Annotated in this window: 13 protein-coding genes; 7 read left to right on the forward strand and 6 right to left on the reverse strand. The window is 68.0% G+C overall.

Annotation, left to right across the window (positions count from 1 at the left end; translation table 11 throughout):
• Positions 1–77: 77 nt before the first annotated feature.
• The 3 genes from ABB28_RS11470 to ABB28_RS11480 form a co-directional block, all read right to left on the reverse strand.
• On the reverse strand, positions 78–2,891 hold the full coding sequence (locus ABB28_RS11470) for a TonB-dependent receptor (RefSeq protein ID WP_057508757.1): 2,814 nt from the start codon (positions 2,889–2,891) through the stop codon (positions 78–80).
• Between the two features lie 183 nt (positions 2,892–3,074).
• Complete coding sequence (locus tag ABB28_RS11475) at positions 3,075–3,734, reverse strand: energy transducer TonB (RefSeq protein ID WP_057508758.1); 660 nt, start codon at positions 3,732–3,734, stop codon at positions 3,075–3,077.
• Between the two features lie 287 nt (positions 3,735–4,021).
• Positions 4,022–4,759: an SIMPL domain-containing protein gene (locus ABB28_RS11480; protein ID WP_057508798.1), complete on the reverse strand. Its 738-nt coding sequence runs from the start codon at positions 4,757–4,759 to the stop codon at positions 4,022–4,024.
• 129 nt (positions 4,760–4,888) lie between these two features.
• On the opposite strand from ABB28_RS11480, the gene ABB28_RS11485 reads away from it, so the two are divergent.
• The 4 genes from ABB28_RS11485 to tldD all read left to right on the forward strand — a co-directional run bounded on the left by ABB28_RS11485 (position 4,889) and on the right by tldD (position 12,415).
• Complete coding sequence (locus ABB28_RS11485; RefSeq protein WP_057508759.1) at positions 4,889–5,497, forward strand: Maf-like protein; 609 nt, start codon at positions 4,889–4,891, stop codon at positions 5,495–5,497.
• Complete coding sequence (gene rng, locus ABB28_RS11490; RefSeq protein ID WP_042612244.1) at positions 5,490–6,977, forward strand: ribonuclease G; 1,488 nt, start codon at positions 5,490–5,492, stop codon at positions 6,975–6,977. Before ABB28_RS11485 ends, rng begins: the two co-directional genes overlap by 8 nt.
• A 30-nt stretch (positions 6,978–7,007) precedes the next feature.
• Positions 7,008–10,901, forward strand: a complete 3,894-nt coding sequence (locus tag ABB28_RS11495) for a YhdP family protein (RefSeq protein WP_057508760.1) — start codon at positions 7,008–7,010, stop codon at positions 10,899–10,901.
• Positions 10,902–10,969: 68 nt separating this feature from the next.
• Positions 10,970–12,415: a metalloprotease TldD gene (tldD, locus tag ABB28_RS11500; RefSeq protein ID WP_057508761.1), complete on the forward strand. Its 1,446-nt coding sequence runs from the start codon at positions 10,970–10,972 to the stop codon at positions 12,413–12,415.
• A 65-nt stretch (positions 12,416–12,480) separates the two neighbouring features.
• Here the strand turns inward: tldD and yjgA are convergent, their stop codons facing one another.
• Entirely contained in the window at positions 12,481–13,077 is a 597-nt protein-coding gene (yjgA, locus tag ABB28_RS11505) for a ribosome biogenesis factor YjgA (RefSeq protein WP_057508762.1), read from the reverse strand.
• Between the two features lie 68 nt (positions 13,078–13,145).
• Between yjgA and pmbA the strand changes: the two genes are divergently transcribed.
• Both pmbA and ABB28_RS11515 read left to right on the forward strand, forming a co-directional pair.
• Positions 13,146–14,519: a metalloprotease PmbA gene (gene pmbA, locus ABB28_RS11510; protein ID WP_057508763.1), complete on the forward strand. Its 1,374-nt coding sequence runs from the start codon at positions 13,146–13,148 to the stop codon at positions 14,517–14,519.
• An 85-nt stretch (positions 14,520–14,604) separates the two neighbouring features.
• Entirely contained in the window at positions 14,605–14,991 is a 387-nt protein-coding gene (locus ABB28_RS11515; RefSeq protein WP_057508764.1) for a DUF4870 domain-containing protein, read from the forward strand.
• A 282-nt stretch (positions 14,992–15,273) separates the two neighbouring features.
• On the opposite strand, the gene ABB28_RS11520 is transcribed toward ABB28_RS11515, so the two are convergent.
• Positions 15,274–15,927, reverse strand: coding sequence for an isochorismatase family protein (locus ABB28_RS11520; protein ID WP_057508765.1), 654 nt, complete (start codon positions 15,925–15,927; stop codon positions 15,274–15,276).
• 159 nt (positions 15,928–16,086) lie between these two features.
• Between ABB28_RS11520 and ABB28_RS11525 the strand changes: the two genes are divergently transcribed.
• Positions 16,087–16,980 carry a LysR family transcriptional regulator gene (locus ABB28_RS11525; protein WP_057508766.1) on the forward strand — a complete coding sequence of 298 codons (894 nt, stop codon included), beginning with the start codon at positions 16,087–16,089 and terminating at the stop codon, positions 16,978–16,980.
• On the opposite strand, the gene ABB28_RS11530 is transcribed toward ABB28_RS11525, so the two are convergent.
• Positions 16,977–18,413 carry a PepSY-associated TM helix domain-containing protein gene (locus tag ABB28_RS11530; protein ID WP_057508767.1) on the reverse strand — a complete coding sequence of 479 codons (1,437 nt, stop codon included), beginning with the start codon at positions 18,411–18,413 and terminating at the stop codon, positions 16,977–16,979. The genes ABB28_RS11525 and ABB28_RS11530 overlap by 4 nt on opposite strands.

Genomic DNA, 18,413 nt, shown 5'->3' on the forward strand with positions numbered 1-18,413 from the left:
CGGAGCGCGTCACCGTCCAGGACAAAAAAAGCCCGGGCACGAGGCCCGGGCTGGGTCACATCACGCAGTGAAGCCGATCAGTTGAACGTGTACTTCGCACCGACGGTGAAGTAACGGCCGATGGCACCGCTGAAGTGCAGCGGGTTGTAGTTGATGCCGCCGTAGGTCGCCGGATCCAGCGGTGCGGTGCGGTCGAACACGTTGGCCACCGAGCCGAAGATCTCCAGTCCATCCATCGCCTTCCAGTTGGCCGACAGATCGAAGGTGGTGAACGAAGCGACCTCGCAGTTGCCCGGGGCCGGGCTGCCATCGGCGCGGAAGTTCAGGCAGTCGTCTTCCTTGGTGCCGCCGGTTTCGGCCAGGTTGTCCATCGAACTGATGTAGTTGACGATGCCGCTGACCGACCAGTCGTGGTAATTCCAGGTGGCGCCGAAGTTGATGCGGTCCTTCGGCGTGCCGATGCAGTTGGTGACATCGCAGTTGCCGTGGGTGCCGGCGTATTCGTGGGTGGTGTCACCCTCGGTACGCTCGAACTTGCTGGTGTGGCTCCACTGCAGGTCCAGCCGCAGGTCGCCGGCGGTGCCCAGCGGGATGTCCTGGCGGATATCGGTATCGATACCTTCAACCTTCGAAGCACTGGCATTCACGTAGTTCGTGTTGATGGCCAGGATCGAGCCGGTGCCCGGCACCCCATTGAGCAGGTCGGTATCGCGCAGCACGTTGCCTGAAGCGATGGCATCGGCCGTCGAACCCTGCGCGATTTCATTGCTGCGCTTGATCCGCCATGCGTCCACCGTGATCGACGTGGTGCGGGTCGGCTGCAACACGATGCCCAGCGAGTAGCTCTTGGACTCTTCCGCTTCCAGCAGCGGATTGGGACGGGTGATGATCGCCACCGGCTGCTGCCCGCAATCATCCTGGGTGCCGCCCGGGGCGGGGGTGCCGCCAGGGCAGCGGACCGGATCGAGCGCATTGGAGAAGGCGGCCAGGCCACCGTCGCCGTTCTCGGCCGGGTTCGGCGCACGGAAGCCTTCGGCATACGTACCGCGCACGGCGATCCAGTCGATCGGAGTCCACTTGAAGCCGACCTTCGGGGTCACCGAATCATCGCCGCTTTCGTACTTGTCATAGCGGGCGGCGGCGGTCAGTTCCAACGATTCCAGCACCGGCGCGGCCAGTTCGGCATACGCGGCGTAGACGTTCTGGGTGCCGTCATAGGACGAGAAGCCCAACCCGATGATGTCGCCGGTATCGGTATAGGTCTGCGGCGACAGGCTGTTGGTGGTACGACGCCATTCGGTGCCCAGCGCCAGGCCCAGCGGGCCACCGGCCAGGTCCATCAGCGAGCGGTTCACCTTGAAGTCGAACATGTCCAGGCTGCTCTTGGCGGTGGCCTGGATGGTCGGGGAAATATAGTCGTACAGGCTCTGCGGATTGCCTTCCGAACCGGCACCGATGTTCCATACACCGGCCGGGCAGGCCAGGTTTCCGAGCACGCACTGCACTGCGCTGTAACGCAGGAAGCCATCGCGCTTGTTGACCAGGTTGGTGGACGAATGCAGGTAGCCGGTGTCGTAGCTCCACTCGCCCCAGGTGCCCTTGACCCCGGCCAGGAAGCGGATGAACTCGTTGTCGTTGTTGGTCACGCGCGGGCCGACATCGAAGGCGTTGTAACGCACGCGCACCGGTTCGCCGTACGGATTGTCGGGATGCCCGACCGCCAGCACGGTGGCGCCGGGACCGCTGTTGGCGTTGACCGGACCACCGGGATAACCCCATGCACCGGACACGTTGGACGGGGTATTGTTGAAGGTGGTTTCCTTCTTGGAGTAGCCCATTTCAACGTACGCCTCAGCGCTGTCGTTGAAGGCGAAGGTCGCACGTCCGAACACGTTGACGTACTTTTCTTCCGGGCTCAGGTCACGGTAGTCGGCCATGTCCCACAGGCAGCCACCGCCCGGATCCTGCGGGGCGACACTGGAAAGTCCCGAACAGCCCGGCAGCGATTCCAGCAGGCCGGTGGTCGGGTTGAAGATGCTGCCGGTCGGCGAGTTGCCGCCGCCACTGCCGTTGCCGGTGATCGCACCGCCCAGGAACTGGCTGCCGCCGGCGCTGTAGCCCCAGCGACGCAGGTCACCGGTGCCGATCCAGTCGCGGTTGCGGCGGTCGCTGACCCGGATGCCATCGGACTTGCCCACGTCGATGCTGGCGAAGGCATTCCAGCCGTCTTCGGACAGGTTGCCGGTACCGGCGGTCAGCGTCGCCTTGCGCGCATCGCCGTCACTGTCACCGGACAGTCCGTAGGAACCGCGCAGGATCACGCCTTCGAAGTCGCTGCGCAGGATGATGTTGACCACACCGGCGATGGCGTCCGAACCATAGGTGGCCGACGCGCCGTCCTTCAGGACTTCCACGCGCTCCACGGCATCGAGCGGGATGGTGCTGAGGTCGGTGAAGACCTTCTGTCCGTCATCGGCCAGGCCGTAGGTGGCCATGCGTCGTCCGTTCAGCAGCACCAGGGTGGAGCCGGCGCCCAGGCCGCGCAGCGAAATGCCCGCGCCGCCGCCGGCGAAGCCGTTGCCGAAGGTCTTGGGGATGGAGCCGGAGCCGTCCGAGGTCAGGGTCTGCAGGTATTCGGCGACCGTGGTCTTGCCGGTACGGTCGATTTCCTGGCGGGTGACCACCTGGACCGGCGACGGGGTTTCGGTATTGGTGCGCGGGATGTTGGAACCGGTGACGGTGATCCGGTCCAGGTTGGTGGCCGGGTCCTGCGCGAAGGCAGTGGTGGATCCGGCGGCCGCCAGCAGCAGCGCGCTGCCGGCAAGGATGTGGGTGATGGACGTGGCAAGCGACGTGCGGCGGCTTGCACGTGGAAGGGTCGGGTATTTCACAGCTCTCTCCTGACTGGGAATACGTAGTGGCGTGTCCTACCGCAGGCCCCCTTGCCCCGCGATGTCGCCAATCTAGGTTTCTTTCAGGTGACGCAAGAGTGAAATTTTGCTTAATCGGGACCGCTTTGTGACGTGCGTCAGGAAGCGGGACCGGGGGCGACCGCCGCCACCCCCGGTCGCGCCTTACTCTGGCAAGGAGAACTCGATCGGCACCAGGCCCACCGATGACGTCGCCACGCCGTCCTGCATGGACGGTTCGAATCGCCACTGGCGCAGTACCTGCTGGCGCGCAGCAAGGTCCAGCGCACGCGAACCGCTGCTGCGTTCGATGGAAACCGCCGTGGGGCGGCCCTCGGCACTGACTTCCACCCGCAGCAGGACGGTGCCCTGTTCACGGCCGCGCAGGGCGGCGACCGGGTACGCCGGCGGCGGGGCCGAACGGTAACGCAGTTGTACGCCGGGGCCGCTGCTGGTGGGTGTACCGGTCAGCAGGGGAACGCTGGGAACCGGGGCGGGCTGGGGTTCGGCGGCGGGCACGGCGTAGGCCGGGACCTGTTCGGTGACGGTGGTAGGAGTGGGGAGCGGCGTCGGCTGGGGTTTCACCACGGTCTGCGGCGGGGCGACCTTCTGCACGACTTCCGGTGGCACCGGGGTGGGCGGCAGCGGCTTGTCCGGGGTGATCCAGCGGACCTGCGGGGCTTCACGTGGCAGCGGGGCGGCCACGTAGGCGGCGGGGATGACCAGCAGCATGAAGGCCAGCACGTGCAGCGCGATCGCGGTGCTCCATGCAGCGATGCGGGCGGGGTCGAAGCGGAGCGGGACTACCGGGTACGTACGAACCATGGTTCACCTCCATGCAAGCCAGCAGGGGGACGTCATCGGGGCCGGTGGGTGCCGGTGGATCAGCAATAGCGCGGCAAGCGCGGCCTGCCCAGCGGGGCAGGCGCGCTCGTTTGGTTACGAGTCAGGTAGAGCGGAGGGCGACTGGAAACGAGTGACGACCAACGGTCGTCACCCACCAGGGGCGGTCGTTACCCACCAGGGGCGGTCGTCACTCACCAAGGGCGGTCGTCACCCACCAGGGGCGGTCGTCACCCACCAGGGGCGCTCGTCACCCCGCTGCGATGGCCTCAGCGGCCGAGTTCGAACACCACGTCCAGGTTCACCGACACGGTGGTCTCACCGGCAGCCACCGGGGTGCTGGCCATGTCGGCGGCCATCGGCGCGGCGGCTGCGCGCATCATCACCGGGCGGAAGCCGCCGCCGCTGCTTTCGGAAATACTGACGATGCGGCGGACCTGCAGGCCGAGCGACCTGGCGTAGGTCTGCGCACGGGCCTGGGCCTTCTTCAGCGCGGCCAGGCGGGCTTCGTCATACACCGGTTCCGGCTGGTCGATCTCGAAGCTGGGTCCGTTGATCTGGTTGGCACCCTGCGCGGCCAGCGCGTCCAGCACCTTGCCCAGCTTGGCGATGTCACGCACCTTCAGGCTGACGGTGTTGCTGGCCTGGTAGCCGGTGATCTTCGGTGCCTCGTTTTCCGCGTAGCGGTACTGCGGGCTCAGGTTCACCCCGCTGGTCTGTACGTCGCGCTCGGCAATGCCGGCGGCCTTGATCGCGGCCAGCACCGTGTCCATCTTCTGCGCGTTCTCGCGCATGGCGGTGTTGCCATCCACGGCCTGGGTGACCACGCCAGCGGACAGCGTGGCGATATCCGGCACGCGGCTGGCTTCGGCGTTGGCCGATACGTTGAGCAGGGTGCCTTCCACCGGGGCGATGGCGGGGGCCGGTACGGCGGCTTGAGCGGTCACGGAAGCTCCCAGGGCGAGGGACAGGGCGAGCAGCAGGGGCGAAAGGACGGGGCGACGCATGGAGATCTCCTTGAAGGCCATCGAGGTTGCTGGCGAAGGGATGAACGCGTTGTGAGCCGGAACGGGGTTGCCGGAAACCGCGTCGCGTTGCCTGCGATTCAGGCCCTGCGCGCAGGGTATGCTGTGTCGATGCTCTATCTTGCCTCCCGCTCCCCCCGCCGCAGTGAATTGCTTGCCCGCCTTGGCCGTCCGTTCCAGACCCTGGACCTGGACGTCGCCGAAGTGCGCGCTGCCGGCGAAAGTCCGCGTGATTACGTGCAGCGGGTGGCCGCCGACAAGGCCCGCGCCGGCCTGGCTGAGGTGCTGGCCAGCGATCCAGATGCCGTGGTGGTCGGGTCGGATACCGAAGTGGTGCTGGGCGAGCGCGTGTTCGGCAAGCCTGTCGACGCCGCCGATGCCGCCGCCATGCTGGCCGCGCTGTCCGGGCGCACCCACCAGGTGATGACCGCGGTGGTGCTGGCCGCTGCCGGCGGCCTGTCGGTGGACGTGGTGGTGTCCGAGGTCACCTTCGCGGCGCTGGACGATGCCCGTATCACCGCTTACGTGGCCACCGGCGAGCCGTTCGGCAAGGCCGGTGCGTATGCCATCCAGGGAGAAGCAGAGCGCTTCATCACCCACCTGGCCGGAAGCTATTCCGGCGTGATGGGATTGCCGCTGTACCAGACCGACCGGCTGCTGGCCGGCGCCGGCTTGCCTTCCCACCCTGTTGCCGCCACGGAGGCTGCCGTACATGTCTGAAGAAATACTGGTCAACGTAACCCCCCGCGAAACCCGGGTAGCGGTGATCGAGAACGGCATGTTGCAGGAGCTGCACATCGAACGTGGCTGGCGCCGCGGCGTGGTCGGCAACATCTACAAGGGAAAGGTGCAGCGGGTGATGCCCGGCATGCAGGCCGCCTTCGTTGAAGTGGGGTTGGAGCGCGCCGCGTTCCTGCACGCCAACGACGTGGTGCGGCCGGCCCCGGTGGCCAGTCCGGACACCGACGGCACCACGTTGCCGCCGCCGTCCAGCGTGCCCATCGTGGAGCTGCTGCGTGACGGCCAGGACATCGTGGTGCAGGTGGTCAAGGACCCCATCGGCACCAAGGGCGCACGCCTGACCACGCAGATCAGCATTCCCTCGCGTTACATGGTGCTGCTGCCGCAGTCCAAGGTGGTCGGCGTTTCGGCGCGCATCGAAGACGAAGGCGAGCGCGCACGGCTGAAGGCGCTGGTGACCGAGCTGTCGGCCCAGCACGGCGGCTACGGCTACATCGTGCGCACCAACGCCGAAGGCCAGCCGGCCGAAGCGATCGCCGAGGACGTGGCCTACCTGTCGCGGGTCTGGAACGTGGTCGAGCGGCGTGGCCGCGAAGCCGCCTCGTGCAGCGTGATCTATGAAGACCTGAGCCTGCCGCTGCGTTCGGTCCGCGACCTGATCCGCAAGGACGTGGACAAGGTGAAGGTCGATTCCAAGGAAACCTTCGTGCAGCTGCAAGCCTTCGTGGCCAAGTACATGCCGGTGCTGGCCGAGAAGCTGGAACTGTACGCCGGCGACCGCCCGATCTTCGACATGTTCGGGGTGGAGGACGAGATCGGCCGCGCGCTGGACAAGCAGGTGCCGCTGAAATCCGGCGGCTACCTGGTGATCGACCAGACCGAAGCGATGACCACCATCGACGTCAACACCGGTTCGTTCGTCGGCCAGCGCAACCTGGAAGAAACCGTCTACCGGACCAACCTGGAAGCGGCGCAGGCCGTGGCCAGGCAGCTGCGGCTGCGCAACCTCGGCGGCATCATCATCATCGACTTCATCGACATGGTGGACGCCGAGCACCGCCGCCAGGTGCTGCGCACGCTGGAAAAAGCGCTGGCCCGCGACCATGCCAAGACCACGGTGTACGACTTCTCGCCGCTGGGCCTGGTGGAGATGACGCGCAAGCGCACGGTGGAAAGCCTGGAGCGCCAGCTGTCGGAAACCTGCCCGCAATGCAGCGGCCGCGGCAGCATCAAGACCACCGAAACGGTCACCTACGAAATCTTCCGCGAGATCACCCGTGCGGTGCGCCAGTTCGAGGCGGCGCGCCTGCTGGTGATCGCCTCGTCGAAGGTGGTGGCCCGCATCACCGACGAGGAATCCACCGCCGTTGCCGAGCTGGAGGAATTCCTCGGCAAGAGCATCCGCTTCCAGGCGGACGACCAGTACCTGCAGGAACAATTCGATGTGGTCCTGCTCTGATCTTTACCGGCCGGTTGCCGGCCAGGGCCGATGAGCGCGCCGCCGCGCCTGCGACTGCGAAGGATCCGCCGTCTTGCCCTGTACGCCTGCGCGATCACCCTGGTGGCGGTGGCGTTGCTGGTCGGCACCTTCAGCCAGCTGCTGCCGCTGGCTGAGCGCCACCCGGAACAGATTGCCGCCTGGCTGACCGCACGTGCCGGCCAGCCGGTGCGCTTTGATGACCTGAAGGCGCAGTGGACCCGGCGTGGCCCGCTGCTGCAGCTCGATGGCCTGCGCATCGGCGCCGGCGAGGGACTGCGCGTGGGCCAGGCCGAAGTGCAGGTGGCGATGTATGCCGGCCTGCTGCCGGGGCGTTCGTTGACCGAACTGCGCCTGCGTGGGCTGGCGCTGACCCTGCAGCGTGCTGACGACGGGCGCTGGAGCGTGCGCGGCCTGCCGAGCCGGCCGGGCGGTGATCCGCTGGATGCGCTGCGGCGGCTCGGTGAGCTGCAGGTCGAACGTGGCCGGCTGACCGTCGATGCGCCTTCGATCGGGCTGCAGGCGACCCTGCCGCGGCTGGACGTGCGGCTGCGGGTCAACGGCGATCGCCTGCGCGTCGGCGTGCGGGCATGGGCCGACGAAGAGGCGCTGCCGCTGTCGGCGGTGCTGGACGTGGACCGCCGCCACGGCAACGGCGAGGCCTGGCTGGGCGGCGATCCGGTGGACCTGCAGGCGTGGTCGTCGCTGCTGTCCGGAGCCGGCGTGCAGGTGCTTCAGGGCCGCGGTGAACTCAATGCCTGGGTGGCCCTGCGTGACTTCCGCCCGGTGATGGTCACCACCGATTCCGACCTGGCCGCGCTGCACCTGTCCGGCGCACCCACCGCCCATGTGGCGCGGCCGACGCTGGAAGTGGAGCGCCTGCAGATGCGCGCGCGCTGGCGTTACAGCGAAGGCGGCTGGCGTGCACAGGCGCCGCTGCTGCGGGTGCGTGCCGATGGCCGCGAACAGGTGCTGGACGGCCTGCTGGTCGGAGCCGGGCAGCACATGGCGCTGGTCGCCGACAACGTGGATGGCAATGTGCTGCTGCGCGGACTGGCACTGACCGATCGGGTCGATGCCGGTCTGCGTGACTGGCTGTACCGCGCCCACCCGCAGGTGCGCGTGCGTTCGCTGCAGGCGCGCGGCGAACGCAACGGTGCGCTGTGGGTGCAGGGTGATCTGGAAACACTGGCGTTTTCCAGCGTGGATGGCGGGCCGGGACTGGCCGGCGTGGGCGGCCGCTTCCAGGGCGATGCCGAAGGATTCTCGCTGCAGTTGCAGCCGCAGAAGCAACTGCAGTTCGACTGGCCGAAGGGCTTCGGCGTGCGCCATGACGTGCGCCTGGCCGGTGAGGTGGTGGGCTGGCATGACGAGGCCGGTGGCTGGCGGATCGGCACCCCGGCGCTGCGCGTGCAGGGCACGGACTATGCGGCCGACGTGCGCGGCGGGTTGTGGTTCCAGGGCGACGGCACGCGGCCGTGGATGCAGCTGGCGGCGAAGATCGACGATGTGCCGATGACCGCCGCCAAGCGCTTCTGGATCCGTTCGAAGATGAGCGCCAACGCGCGCGACTGGCTGGACACCGCGCTGCAGTCCGGCCGCGTGCGCAACGGCATCGGGCTGGTCACCGGCGACCTGGACGACTGGCCGTTCGACCGCAACAACGGCCGCTTCGAGGCCACCGGGCATATCGAGGACGGCACCATCCGTTTCCAGAAGACCTGGCCGGACATGACCCAGGTGGACGCGGACATCGCCTTCATCGGCCCGGGCTTCTCGCTTAAGGGCCGCGGCGACCTGGCCGGTGTCAACGTGGATGCGATGGAAGCGGGCATCGAGGATTTCGGTGAGACCCCGCTGTACGTGCGTGCGCAGAGCCGCAGCGAAGCCAGCCGGCTGCTGGCGATGCTGCGCCGCAGTCCGCTGCACGGGCAGTATGGCGACACCCTGGATGCGCTCAGCGCCAGCGGCCCGGCGAACGTGGATTTCGACCTGCTGCAGCCGCTGCATCCCGGCCAGCCCGGGCACCTGCAGGGCAGCGTGGCGCTGGAGGGCGTGAAGCTGTCCGACAAGCGCTATGCGCTGGATTTCGAGGACGTGCGCGGCAGCGCGAAGTACGCCGGTGGCGGCTTCGGGGCCGACAACCTCAGCGTGCGCCACCTCGGCGCGCCGGGCACGTTGAGCCTGCGCGCCGGCGGCTTCGTGCGCGATCCGCAGCTGGCCTTCGAATCGGAACTGGACGCCAACCTGGACGCCGGCACGCTGCTGGACCGCGCCCCGGACATGGCCTGGCTGAAGCCCTATATCGAAGGCCGTTCGGACTGGAAGATCGGCGTGGACATGCCCAAGGCGGTGGCTGCGGCGCCGTCAGGGGGCGGTACGGCGGCGGCGACGCCGCCGGCGCGGCTGCACCTGCAGTCCAACCTGGTGGGCACCACGCTGAGCCTGCCGGCGCCGCTGGACAAACCGGCCGCCGAGGCGCTGGATACCCGCGTGGCGGCGCAGCTGCCGATGGGCGATGGCCGCATCGACGTGGCCTTCGGCGAGCGCCTGGCACTGGCCGCTCGCACCCAGCAGGGCCAGACCGGCGTGCAGGTCACGCTGGGCAGTGCGCGGGTGGACCGCGATCCGCCGGCCAGCGGGCTGGCGGTCAACGGCCGCAGCGGCTCGCTGGATGCACTGGAATGGATATCGCTGGCGCGTGGTTCGGCCGGCGATGGCAAGGACGACGGTACGCCCAGCGACCCGATGCCGCTGCGCTCGGTGGATGTGCAGGTGGCCCAGCTGCTGCTGATCGGCGGGGTGTTCGAACAGACCCGCCTGCAGCTGCGGCCGACCGCCCAGTACCTTGACGTGCGCCTGGACGGCCCTTCGCTGGCCGGCCAGCTGCAGGTGCCCAACGCCAGTGGCGGCACCATCAGCGGCACCCTGCAGCGCGTGCACTGGAAATCGCTGCCGGGCCCGGTGCAGCCGCGTCCGCGCGATGGTGCACCGATCGTGATGCCCGATGGCCAGGTGATGGCCGCGCGCGTGCAGGCCAGTGCCAACGACACCGATCCTGCCGCCATTCCGCCGCTGTCGCTGGACATCGCCGACCTGCAGTTCGGCAAGATCAGTCTTGGCCAGGCGGTGGTGCGCACCCAGCCGGTCGCCAACGGGCTGCGCGTGCAGCAGCTCGATTTCCGTTCGCCGAAACAGGCCATCGACGTGCGTGGCAGCTGGCGGGGCAAGGGGCCTGCGGCGCGCACGGACCTCACCGCGCAGGTGCGCAGCGAAGACCTTGGCGACCTGCTGCGCGACCTGGATTACGGTGGCCAGCTGCGTGGCGGGCAGGGCAGCATCGACCTGCAGGCCGCCTGGGCCGGCGGGCCGTCGGACTTCCAGCTGGGCAACCTGCAGGGCAGCATGAAAGTCGATGCGCGCAACGGCCAGCTGCTGGAACTGGAGCCGGGCGCCGGCCGCGTGCTGGGCCTGCTGAGCATCACCCAGCTGCCGCGCCGGCTGATGCTGGACTTCCGTGATTTCTTCTCCAAGGGCTTTGCGTTCAACCAGATCGGCGGCACGCTGGCCTTCGCCGACGGCTCGGCCACCACCGACAAGGTGATGATCGAAGGTCCGGCGGCCAACATCCGCATCCGCGGCCGTACCGACCTGCGCGCGCAGCAGTTCGACCAGACCATCGACGTCAACCCGCGCTCGGGCAACCTGCTGACGGTCGTTGGCGCAGTGGCCGGCGGCCCGGTGGGCGCGGCACTGGGCGCGGCCACCAATGCGGTGCTGTCCAAGCCGCTGGGCGAAATCGGGGCCAAGACCTACCGCGTCACCGGCCCCTGGAAAGACCCGAAAGTGGAGGTGGTGGAGCGCGATGCGTCCGTGCCGCCGCCGCCCAAGCCGACCGCGCGCTGAGCGCGCCGGCTCTCCCCCCTGCGTGACGCGGCTTGCCATGGCCGCGTTTCGCCCCCAGATTGAACACCATGACCGATAACGCCCTGACCCTCGCCACCGACCGCCTGCTGCAGCCCGCCGGGCTGGACGCCGGCACCCTGGAAAACACCTTCGGCCACCTGCTCGGCCCGGGCATCGACTTCGGTGACCTGTACTTCCAGCACGCCCGCCGCGAAAGCTGGAGCGTGGAAGACGGCATCGTCAAGGACGGTGCGCATTCCATCGAACAGGGCGTCGGCGTGCGCGCGATTTCCGGTGAGAAGACCGGCTTCGCCTACTCCGATGACATCCACCGCGATGCGCTGTCCAACGCTGCACAGTCGGCCCGTGCGATTTCGCGCGAGGGTGGGGCGCAGACCGGCAAGTCCCTGCTGCGCGGTGATGCGCGCGCGCTGTACCCGGCGCTGGATCCGGTGGACAGCATGGGCAACGAAGCCAAGGTGGAAGTACTCAAGCGGCTGGACGCCTACCTGCGCGCCGCCGACCCGCGCGTGAAGCAGGTGATGGTGAGCCTGTCCGGCGGCGTGGACACGATCCTGATCGCCCGCAGCGACGGCGTGCTGGGCGCGGACATCCGCCCGCTGGTGCGCTTGAACGTGCAGGTGATCGTGGAGCAGAACGGCCGTCGCGAATCCGGTTATTCCGGTGGCGGCGGTCGCTATGACTACACCGAACTGTTCAGCAGCGGCCGGCCGGAAGCGTTCGCCCGCGAAGCACTGCGGCAGGCCCTGGTGAACCTGGACGCGGTACCCGCGCCGGCCGGCGTGATGCCGGTGGTGCTCGGCCCGGGCTGGCCGGGCGTGCTGCTGCACGAAGCGGTCGGCCATGGCCTGGAAGGCGACTTCAACCGCAAGGGCACCAGCGTGTATGCCGGTCGCCTGGGCGAACGGGTGGCTTCGCCGGGCGTGACCATCGTCGATGACGGCACGCTGGAAGGCCTGCGCGGTTCGCTCAACATCGATGACGAAGGCCAGCGCACCCAGTGCACCACGCTGATCGAAGACGGCATCCTGGTCGGCTACATGCAGGATTCACTCAACGCCCGCCTGATGGGCATGGCGCCGACCGGCAACGGCCGCCGCGAATCGTTCGCGCACCTGACCATGCCGCGGATGACCAACACCTACATGCGTGCCGGTGAACATGATCCGCAGGAAATGATCCGCTCGGTGAAGAAGGGCCTGTACGCGGTGAACTTCGGCGGCGGCCAGGTCGATATCACCAGCGGCAAGTACGTGTTTTCGGCCACCGAGGCCTACCTGATCGAAGACGGTCGCATCACCGCGCCGGTGAAGGGCGCCACGATCATCGGCAACGGACCGGAAACCATGCAGAAAGTGCGCATGATCGGCAACGACCTGGCACTGGACCAGGGCGTCGGCATCTGCGGCAAGGATGGCCAGAGCGTGCCGGTCGGCGTAGGCCAGCCGTCGCTGCTGATCGATGGACTCACCGTAGGTGGCACCCAGGCGTGATGCCAGCGGTGCTCCTGCCCGGTGGCGCCGCGCGCTGCCCGGCGGCTTTCCCGGCAGCGCGGGCCTCAGTCCTGGCTGTCGTCCGCGTCGTCCTCAACCGCGTCGGCGTCTTCGCCGCTGTCGGCCACGATCAGCCCCAGCGCGGCCGGCAGCATCAGCGCACGCAGCACCTGGAAGATTTCCCGGTAGGCGCGCGGCGGCTTGTTCTTGGCCTTTTCGGCCTGGGCATTGCGCACCAGCGTGCGCAGTTCCTGGCGGTCGGCCTGCGGGTATTCCACCAGCAGCTTGGACAGCGCGGCGTCGCCATCGCTCATCAGCTTTTCGCGCCAGTCTTCGACCCGGTGCATCATCGCCACTTCGCGGCGGCCGGTATCGCTGTTGGCGTCCAGCGCCTCGCGGATGGCATCCAGCGCGGATTCTTCCTCGCGGCGCATGTGCTTGGCCAGGAACGCCAGCTGCCGCTTGTGCGCGATGTGGGCGGTGATCCGCTTGCATTCGGCGATGTGCGGCAGCAGGTCTTCCGGCACCGGCAGGCGCGCCAGCTGCGCAGGCGTCAGCGAAACCAGCTTTTCGCCCAGCGCAAGCACGTCCAGCGCTTCATTGCGCTTCTGCTTGCGGCTTTTATCGTGGAATTCACCGGTTTCTTCGTCGCGTCCGCGCATCGTCTTTCCTACTTTCGTAAATACGTCGCCCGGCGCAGTGCCGGGCCCAACCTGTACAGGATAAAGCATTGAACGTCATCGCCCCTGAAGCGGCCGTTGCCGCAGGTCCCGAGGCCCGGCTGGAACAGCTGGCCGACATCTCCCAGCAGCTGCTGGACCACGCCCGGCGGCTGGGCGCCAGCCAGGCAGAAGTGTCCTGCAGCGAGGACCGCGGGCTGGACGTGAACGTGCGCCTGGGCGAGGTGGAGACGGTCGAATCCACCGCCGACCGGGGGATCGCGGTCACCGTGTACTTCGGCAAGCGCAAGGGCAGTGCCAGCACCGCCGACCTGCAGCCGTCCAGCCTGGTGGCCACGGTGGAGCAGGCCTGCGCCATCGCCCGGCATACCGAAGACGATGCCGCCGCCGGCCTGGCCGACGCCGATCTGATGGCGCGTGAGTTCCCGGAACTGGACAGCTGGCACCCGTGGGCGCTGCAGGCCGACCAGGCGATCGACCTGGCGCTGGCCTGCGAAGCGGCCGGCCGCGACAGCGATGCGCGCATCAGCAATACCGATGGCGCCTCGGCATCGACCGGACAGAGCCTGTCGGTGTATGCCAACTCGCATGGCTTCTTCGGCCGCGAGCGCGGCACCCATCATTCAATCAGCGTGGCGCTGATTGCCGGGCAGGGCGACGGCATGCAGCGCGATGGCTGGTATACCAGCGCGCTGGCCCGCGAGGACCTGGAAGACCCGGCCGCGGTAGGCCGCAAGGCCGCCGAGCGCACCATCGCCCGGCTGCAGCCGCGTTCGATGGCCACCAGCAGCATGCCGGTGCTGTTCGCCCCGGAAGTGGCGCGCAGCCTGGTCGGCCACCTGCTGTCGGCGATTTCCGGCGGCGCGCTGTACCGTCAGTCCAGCTTCCTGCTGGACAGCCTGGGCACCTCCCTGTTCCCGGCCTGGATGCAGATCGACGAACTGCCGCACCTGCGCCGTGGCCGCCGTTCGGCCGCCTTCGATGGTGACGGCGTGGCGACCCGTACCTCGGCGATCGTGCGCGATGGCGTGCTGCAGCGCTACATCCTGGGCAGCTACTCGGCACGCAAGCTGGGCCTGCAGACCACCGGCAACGCTGGTGGCGTGCACAACCTGCAGGTAGCCGCCAGCGCACCGGGGCTGGACCTGCATGCCATCGCCCGGCAGATGGGCACCGGCCTGCTGGTGACCGAGCTGATGGGGCAGGGCGTGAACGGCGTGACGGGTGATTACTCGCGCGGCGCCGGCGGCTTCCGCGTGGAGAACGGCGAGATCCTGTACCCGGTGGACGGCATCACCATCGCCGGCAACCTGCGCGACATGTTCCAGTCCATCGAGGCGATCGGCAGCGACGTGGACCCCCGCTCGCACGTCGCCATCGGCTCGTTGTTGATCGGGAAAATGACGGTCGCCGGTAACGACTGACGACGTTATTGGCGTACTCTTGCCGGGCTGCGACGGCCCACGGGGAGTGGGTCGCGCCGACCCTACAACCTAAAAGGAGTTTACCGTGAGCGAATTCGACAACGTCACCGCGCCGCCGCCGCCGCCGCCGTCCAGCGTGGAGCCGGCCCCGGCCGACCAGCGCACCATGGCACTGGCCGCGCACCTGCTCGGCATCTTCACCTGGTTCATCGGCGCGCTGGTGATCTGGCTGGTCAACAAGGACGACGCCAGCAAGGCCTTCGTCACCGACCAGGCCAAGGAAGCGCTGAACTTCCAGATCACCATCGCCATCGCCATGGCGATCTGCGTGGTGCTGATGATCGTCTTCATCGGCGCCCTGCTGATGCCGGTGGTCGGCGTGTTGAACGTGGTGTTCTGCATCATCGCCGCAGTGAAGTCCAACAACGGCGAAGCCTACCGCTACCCGTTCACCCTGCGCCTGATCAAGTAATCACGTGGGTGACGATCCGTCACCCCGCTGGGTGACGATTCCTCGCCCGGTGGGTGACGATGCCTCGCCCCGGTGGGTGACGACGCCTCGCCTGGGTGGGTGACGACCGTTGGTCGTCACGCTCTGCACAAAATGCCCGGCCATGCCGGGCATTTTTTTGCGCGCTTGCAGATACACGCCGCGCTTCGCGCTCGCCGAGCTTGGCTCGGCGCTACCGGATCGGCGTGGCCTTGGTAGCGCCGATCCATGGTCGGCGGCTTTCCGCTCCGGCCACGCGCAGTATCAGCCTGCGCTCGGCGGCACCGGTGTGTTGAGCAGCTGCTGCTCCCACAGGTAGGCAATGCCGCTGCCTGTAGCGTGTTGCTTCAGCACTTCGGTCAGCTCGGCTGCGTGCTCGGTGCGCGCCCAGTCGCGCTGCCATTCGGCGGCCAATGCCATCCAGGTCATCACGTTGGCGCCGGCCGCGATCATGCGCTGGATCGCCACCTGGTGGGCTTCGACCGAGACCGCGCCGGAGGCATCGGTTATCACGGTGACATCCCAGCCTTCGCCCAGCGCCTGGATCACCGGCATCGCAACGCAGATCTCGGTCCACAGGCCGGCGATGATCAGCTGCTTGCGGCCGGTGGCCTTTACTGCGTCGACCACCTTCGGGTCTTCCCAGGTATTGATGAAGGTACGGTCGATGACCTCCTGTACGGGGAACACGTCGGTGATGTGCGGGAAGATCAGCCCGCCGCGGTCAGCGATCACGCTGGTGAGGATGGTCGGCACCTTGAAGGCCTTGGCCGCCTTTGCCAGCGCCGTTGCGTTGTTCACCACCGCATGCGGGTCGTGGCTGTTGAGATTTGCCAGCTGGTAGGGTTGGTGGTCGATAAGGACCAGCACGGAATCTTCAGGGCGGAGCAGCGAGGAAAGGCCGTTGCGGAAGGTCATGGAGTCATCCTTGTTGTCGAGGGGGGGAAACGAACCCGAACCTTGTCATCCCCCCGCCCGGGGCGGTAGAACCCTTTCCTGCCAAGCTGTGTCGCGCAAAGGGGAACGCAGGACCAGCCCGGCATGTGTCAGGCTAGGGAGTGCATCCGGGAGGTCACGGTGGATATCGAAGCGCTGCGCACGTTCGTGGAAGTGGCCAACGCAGGCGGCGTTTCCCCCGCCGCGCGCCGGCTGAATGTGTCCAAGTCGATCGTCAGCCGGCGGCTGGCCCGGCTGGAGGCGGAACTGGGCATACAACTGCTGGCGCGCACCACGCGTGGCGCGGCGCTGACCGAAGCCGGTGCGACGTTCCGCGATCACGCGGCCAGGGCCTGCGCGGAGATCGATGCGGCGCGCGACGCGATCCTGCCCAGCGGGGATCTGCGCGGACGCCTGCGTGTCGCCGCGCCGCTGACCTTCGGCCCGACCCACTTCGCTTCGGTGTTCGCCGAGATGGCGCGGCGCCATCCCCAATTGCACGTGCATGCGTCCTACAGCGACCGCTTTGCCGATCTGGTGGCGGAGGGATTCGACTGCGCGATCCGCGTGGGATACCTGCCCGATTCCAACCTGATCGCGCGCTGCGTGGGACCGCTGTACGGAAAGCTTGTCGCCAGTCCGGATTATGTGGCGGCCCACGGCGCGCCGGAAACGCCGGATGAGCTGCTGGCCCACGAGGCCTTGATGCAGGGCACCGAAGCCTGGCAGTTCAGCGATGGCGATGCCGTGGTGACCGTGCATCCGCGTGGGCGTTTCAAGGCCGACAATGGCACCGCGCTGATCGCCGCCGCGGTGGCGGGACTGGGCATCGCCTGGCTGCCCGATGGGCTTACCCAGCCCTACCTGGACGCCGGCACGCTGGTGCCGGTCATGCCGCGTTATCCGCCTCCGGCAGCCGGCATCTACGTAATCCGTCCGCCGGGCCCACACCCCTCGCTGAAGGTGCGGGCACTGACCGAATTGTTGATTGCCTGCTTCGACGAAACGCCGCAGCACGCAGCGTTCCGTCGCTAGCTGCTGCGCCAGCCCCGCGTCAGCACGTAGTCCAGTACGCCGATCACCAGCAGCGACAGCCCCATCAGCGGGAACACGATGCCGCCGATGCACAGCAGCGCGAACACGATCGCGACCGTGCGCCTGGCGTGCGGCAGGGGAGGGATGCCAACGCCACCCGCCGGCCGGCGCTTCCACCACATCACCGCACCGCTTGCGCAGAGCAGGACGATCGCCGCACAGGCAACCAGCAGCAACAGGCGGTTCACGCTGCCGTATTGCTGGCCCAGATGCACGTTGATGCCCCATTCCAGCCCGCGGCCGAGCACGCCGTAGTCGGCGTAACCCATGTCCAGCAGGATGCGGCCACTGTACTGGTCCATGTGCACCACGCGTTGCCGGTTCACCTGCTCCGGATAGACCGAGGCCGAGTACACCCCCATGGGGCCACGCGGCAGCGACACGCTGTAACCGGGGGCCATGCCGAGCGCGTTGAAACGCTGCAACGCTGCATCGATGCCGATGGCCCCGGGCTGCGGCGAAAGATCCCCGGGTCCCATGCCGGCGTGGCTTTCATGGCCTTCGTGTGCCTGTTGCTGCGGAGGCGCCGCGTGGCGGGCATGGGCACGGGTGTGCGCGAGCTGCGAGGCCGGCAGCCGAGCCTGCTCCATCGACCAGCTGGGGGCAGTGGCATCGGCCAGGCGCTGATCGGACATCGGCACATCCACGCGTACGCCCGCCGGATAACCGGAGTTGTGTCCGTTTGCCCAGGCATTGACCTGCTTGCCCCAGACCAGCGACCACGGCATGCCGGTCAGGGCCAGGAACAGCAGCACCGCGCCTACCCAGACGCCGGTCACCGCATGCAGGTCCCGCCAGAACAGGCGCTGTGCCGGTCGCCCCCGCACGCGGGTGACGCCGCCGCGCTGCCCGCGCGGCCACCACAGGAAAACCCCGGTGATCACCAGCAGGATCGCCCAGCCCGCGGCGATTTCGATCAACGCGCTGGCCCAGCGTCCGACCAGGTCCAGGCTGTGCAGCCGGCGCACCACGCCGGAGAAGGTGCCCTTGTCGGGCAGCGAGCCCAGCACCCGCGCGGTGCCGGGATCGACGTAGTACACATCGCGCGTTCCATCGGGCTGCTGCACGCCGATTTCCACGCTGCCATCGGCGCGCTCGGGCAGGGTGTAACGGAACGTTCGTCCTGCTGCAACGGCCTCGACCGCGGCGATCTGGGCACTCGCCGATGCAGGCGTGCCGCGCGTGGGTTCAACTACTTTCAGATCGTGGTGGATCCAGCGGTCGATCGGCTTCTGGTACAGGTACGCCGCGCCGGTCAGCGCCAGCCATGCGATGAACGGCAGCACGAACAGGCCTGCATAGAAGTGCCATCGCCACACCGCGCGATGGAAGCGCCAGCGATCGCTCGGGCTCTGGGTAGGCGTGGTCTGCAT

Origin of the sequence: Stenotrophomonas chelatiphaga (assembly GCF_001431535.1) — a bacterium.
Classification (GTDB): domain Bacteria; phylum Pseudomonadota; class Gammaproteobacteria; order Xanthomonadales; family Xanthomonadaceae; genus Stenotrophomonas; species Stenotrophomonas chelatiphaga.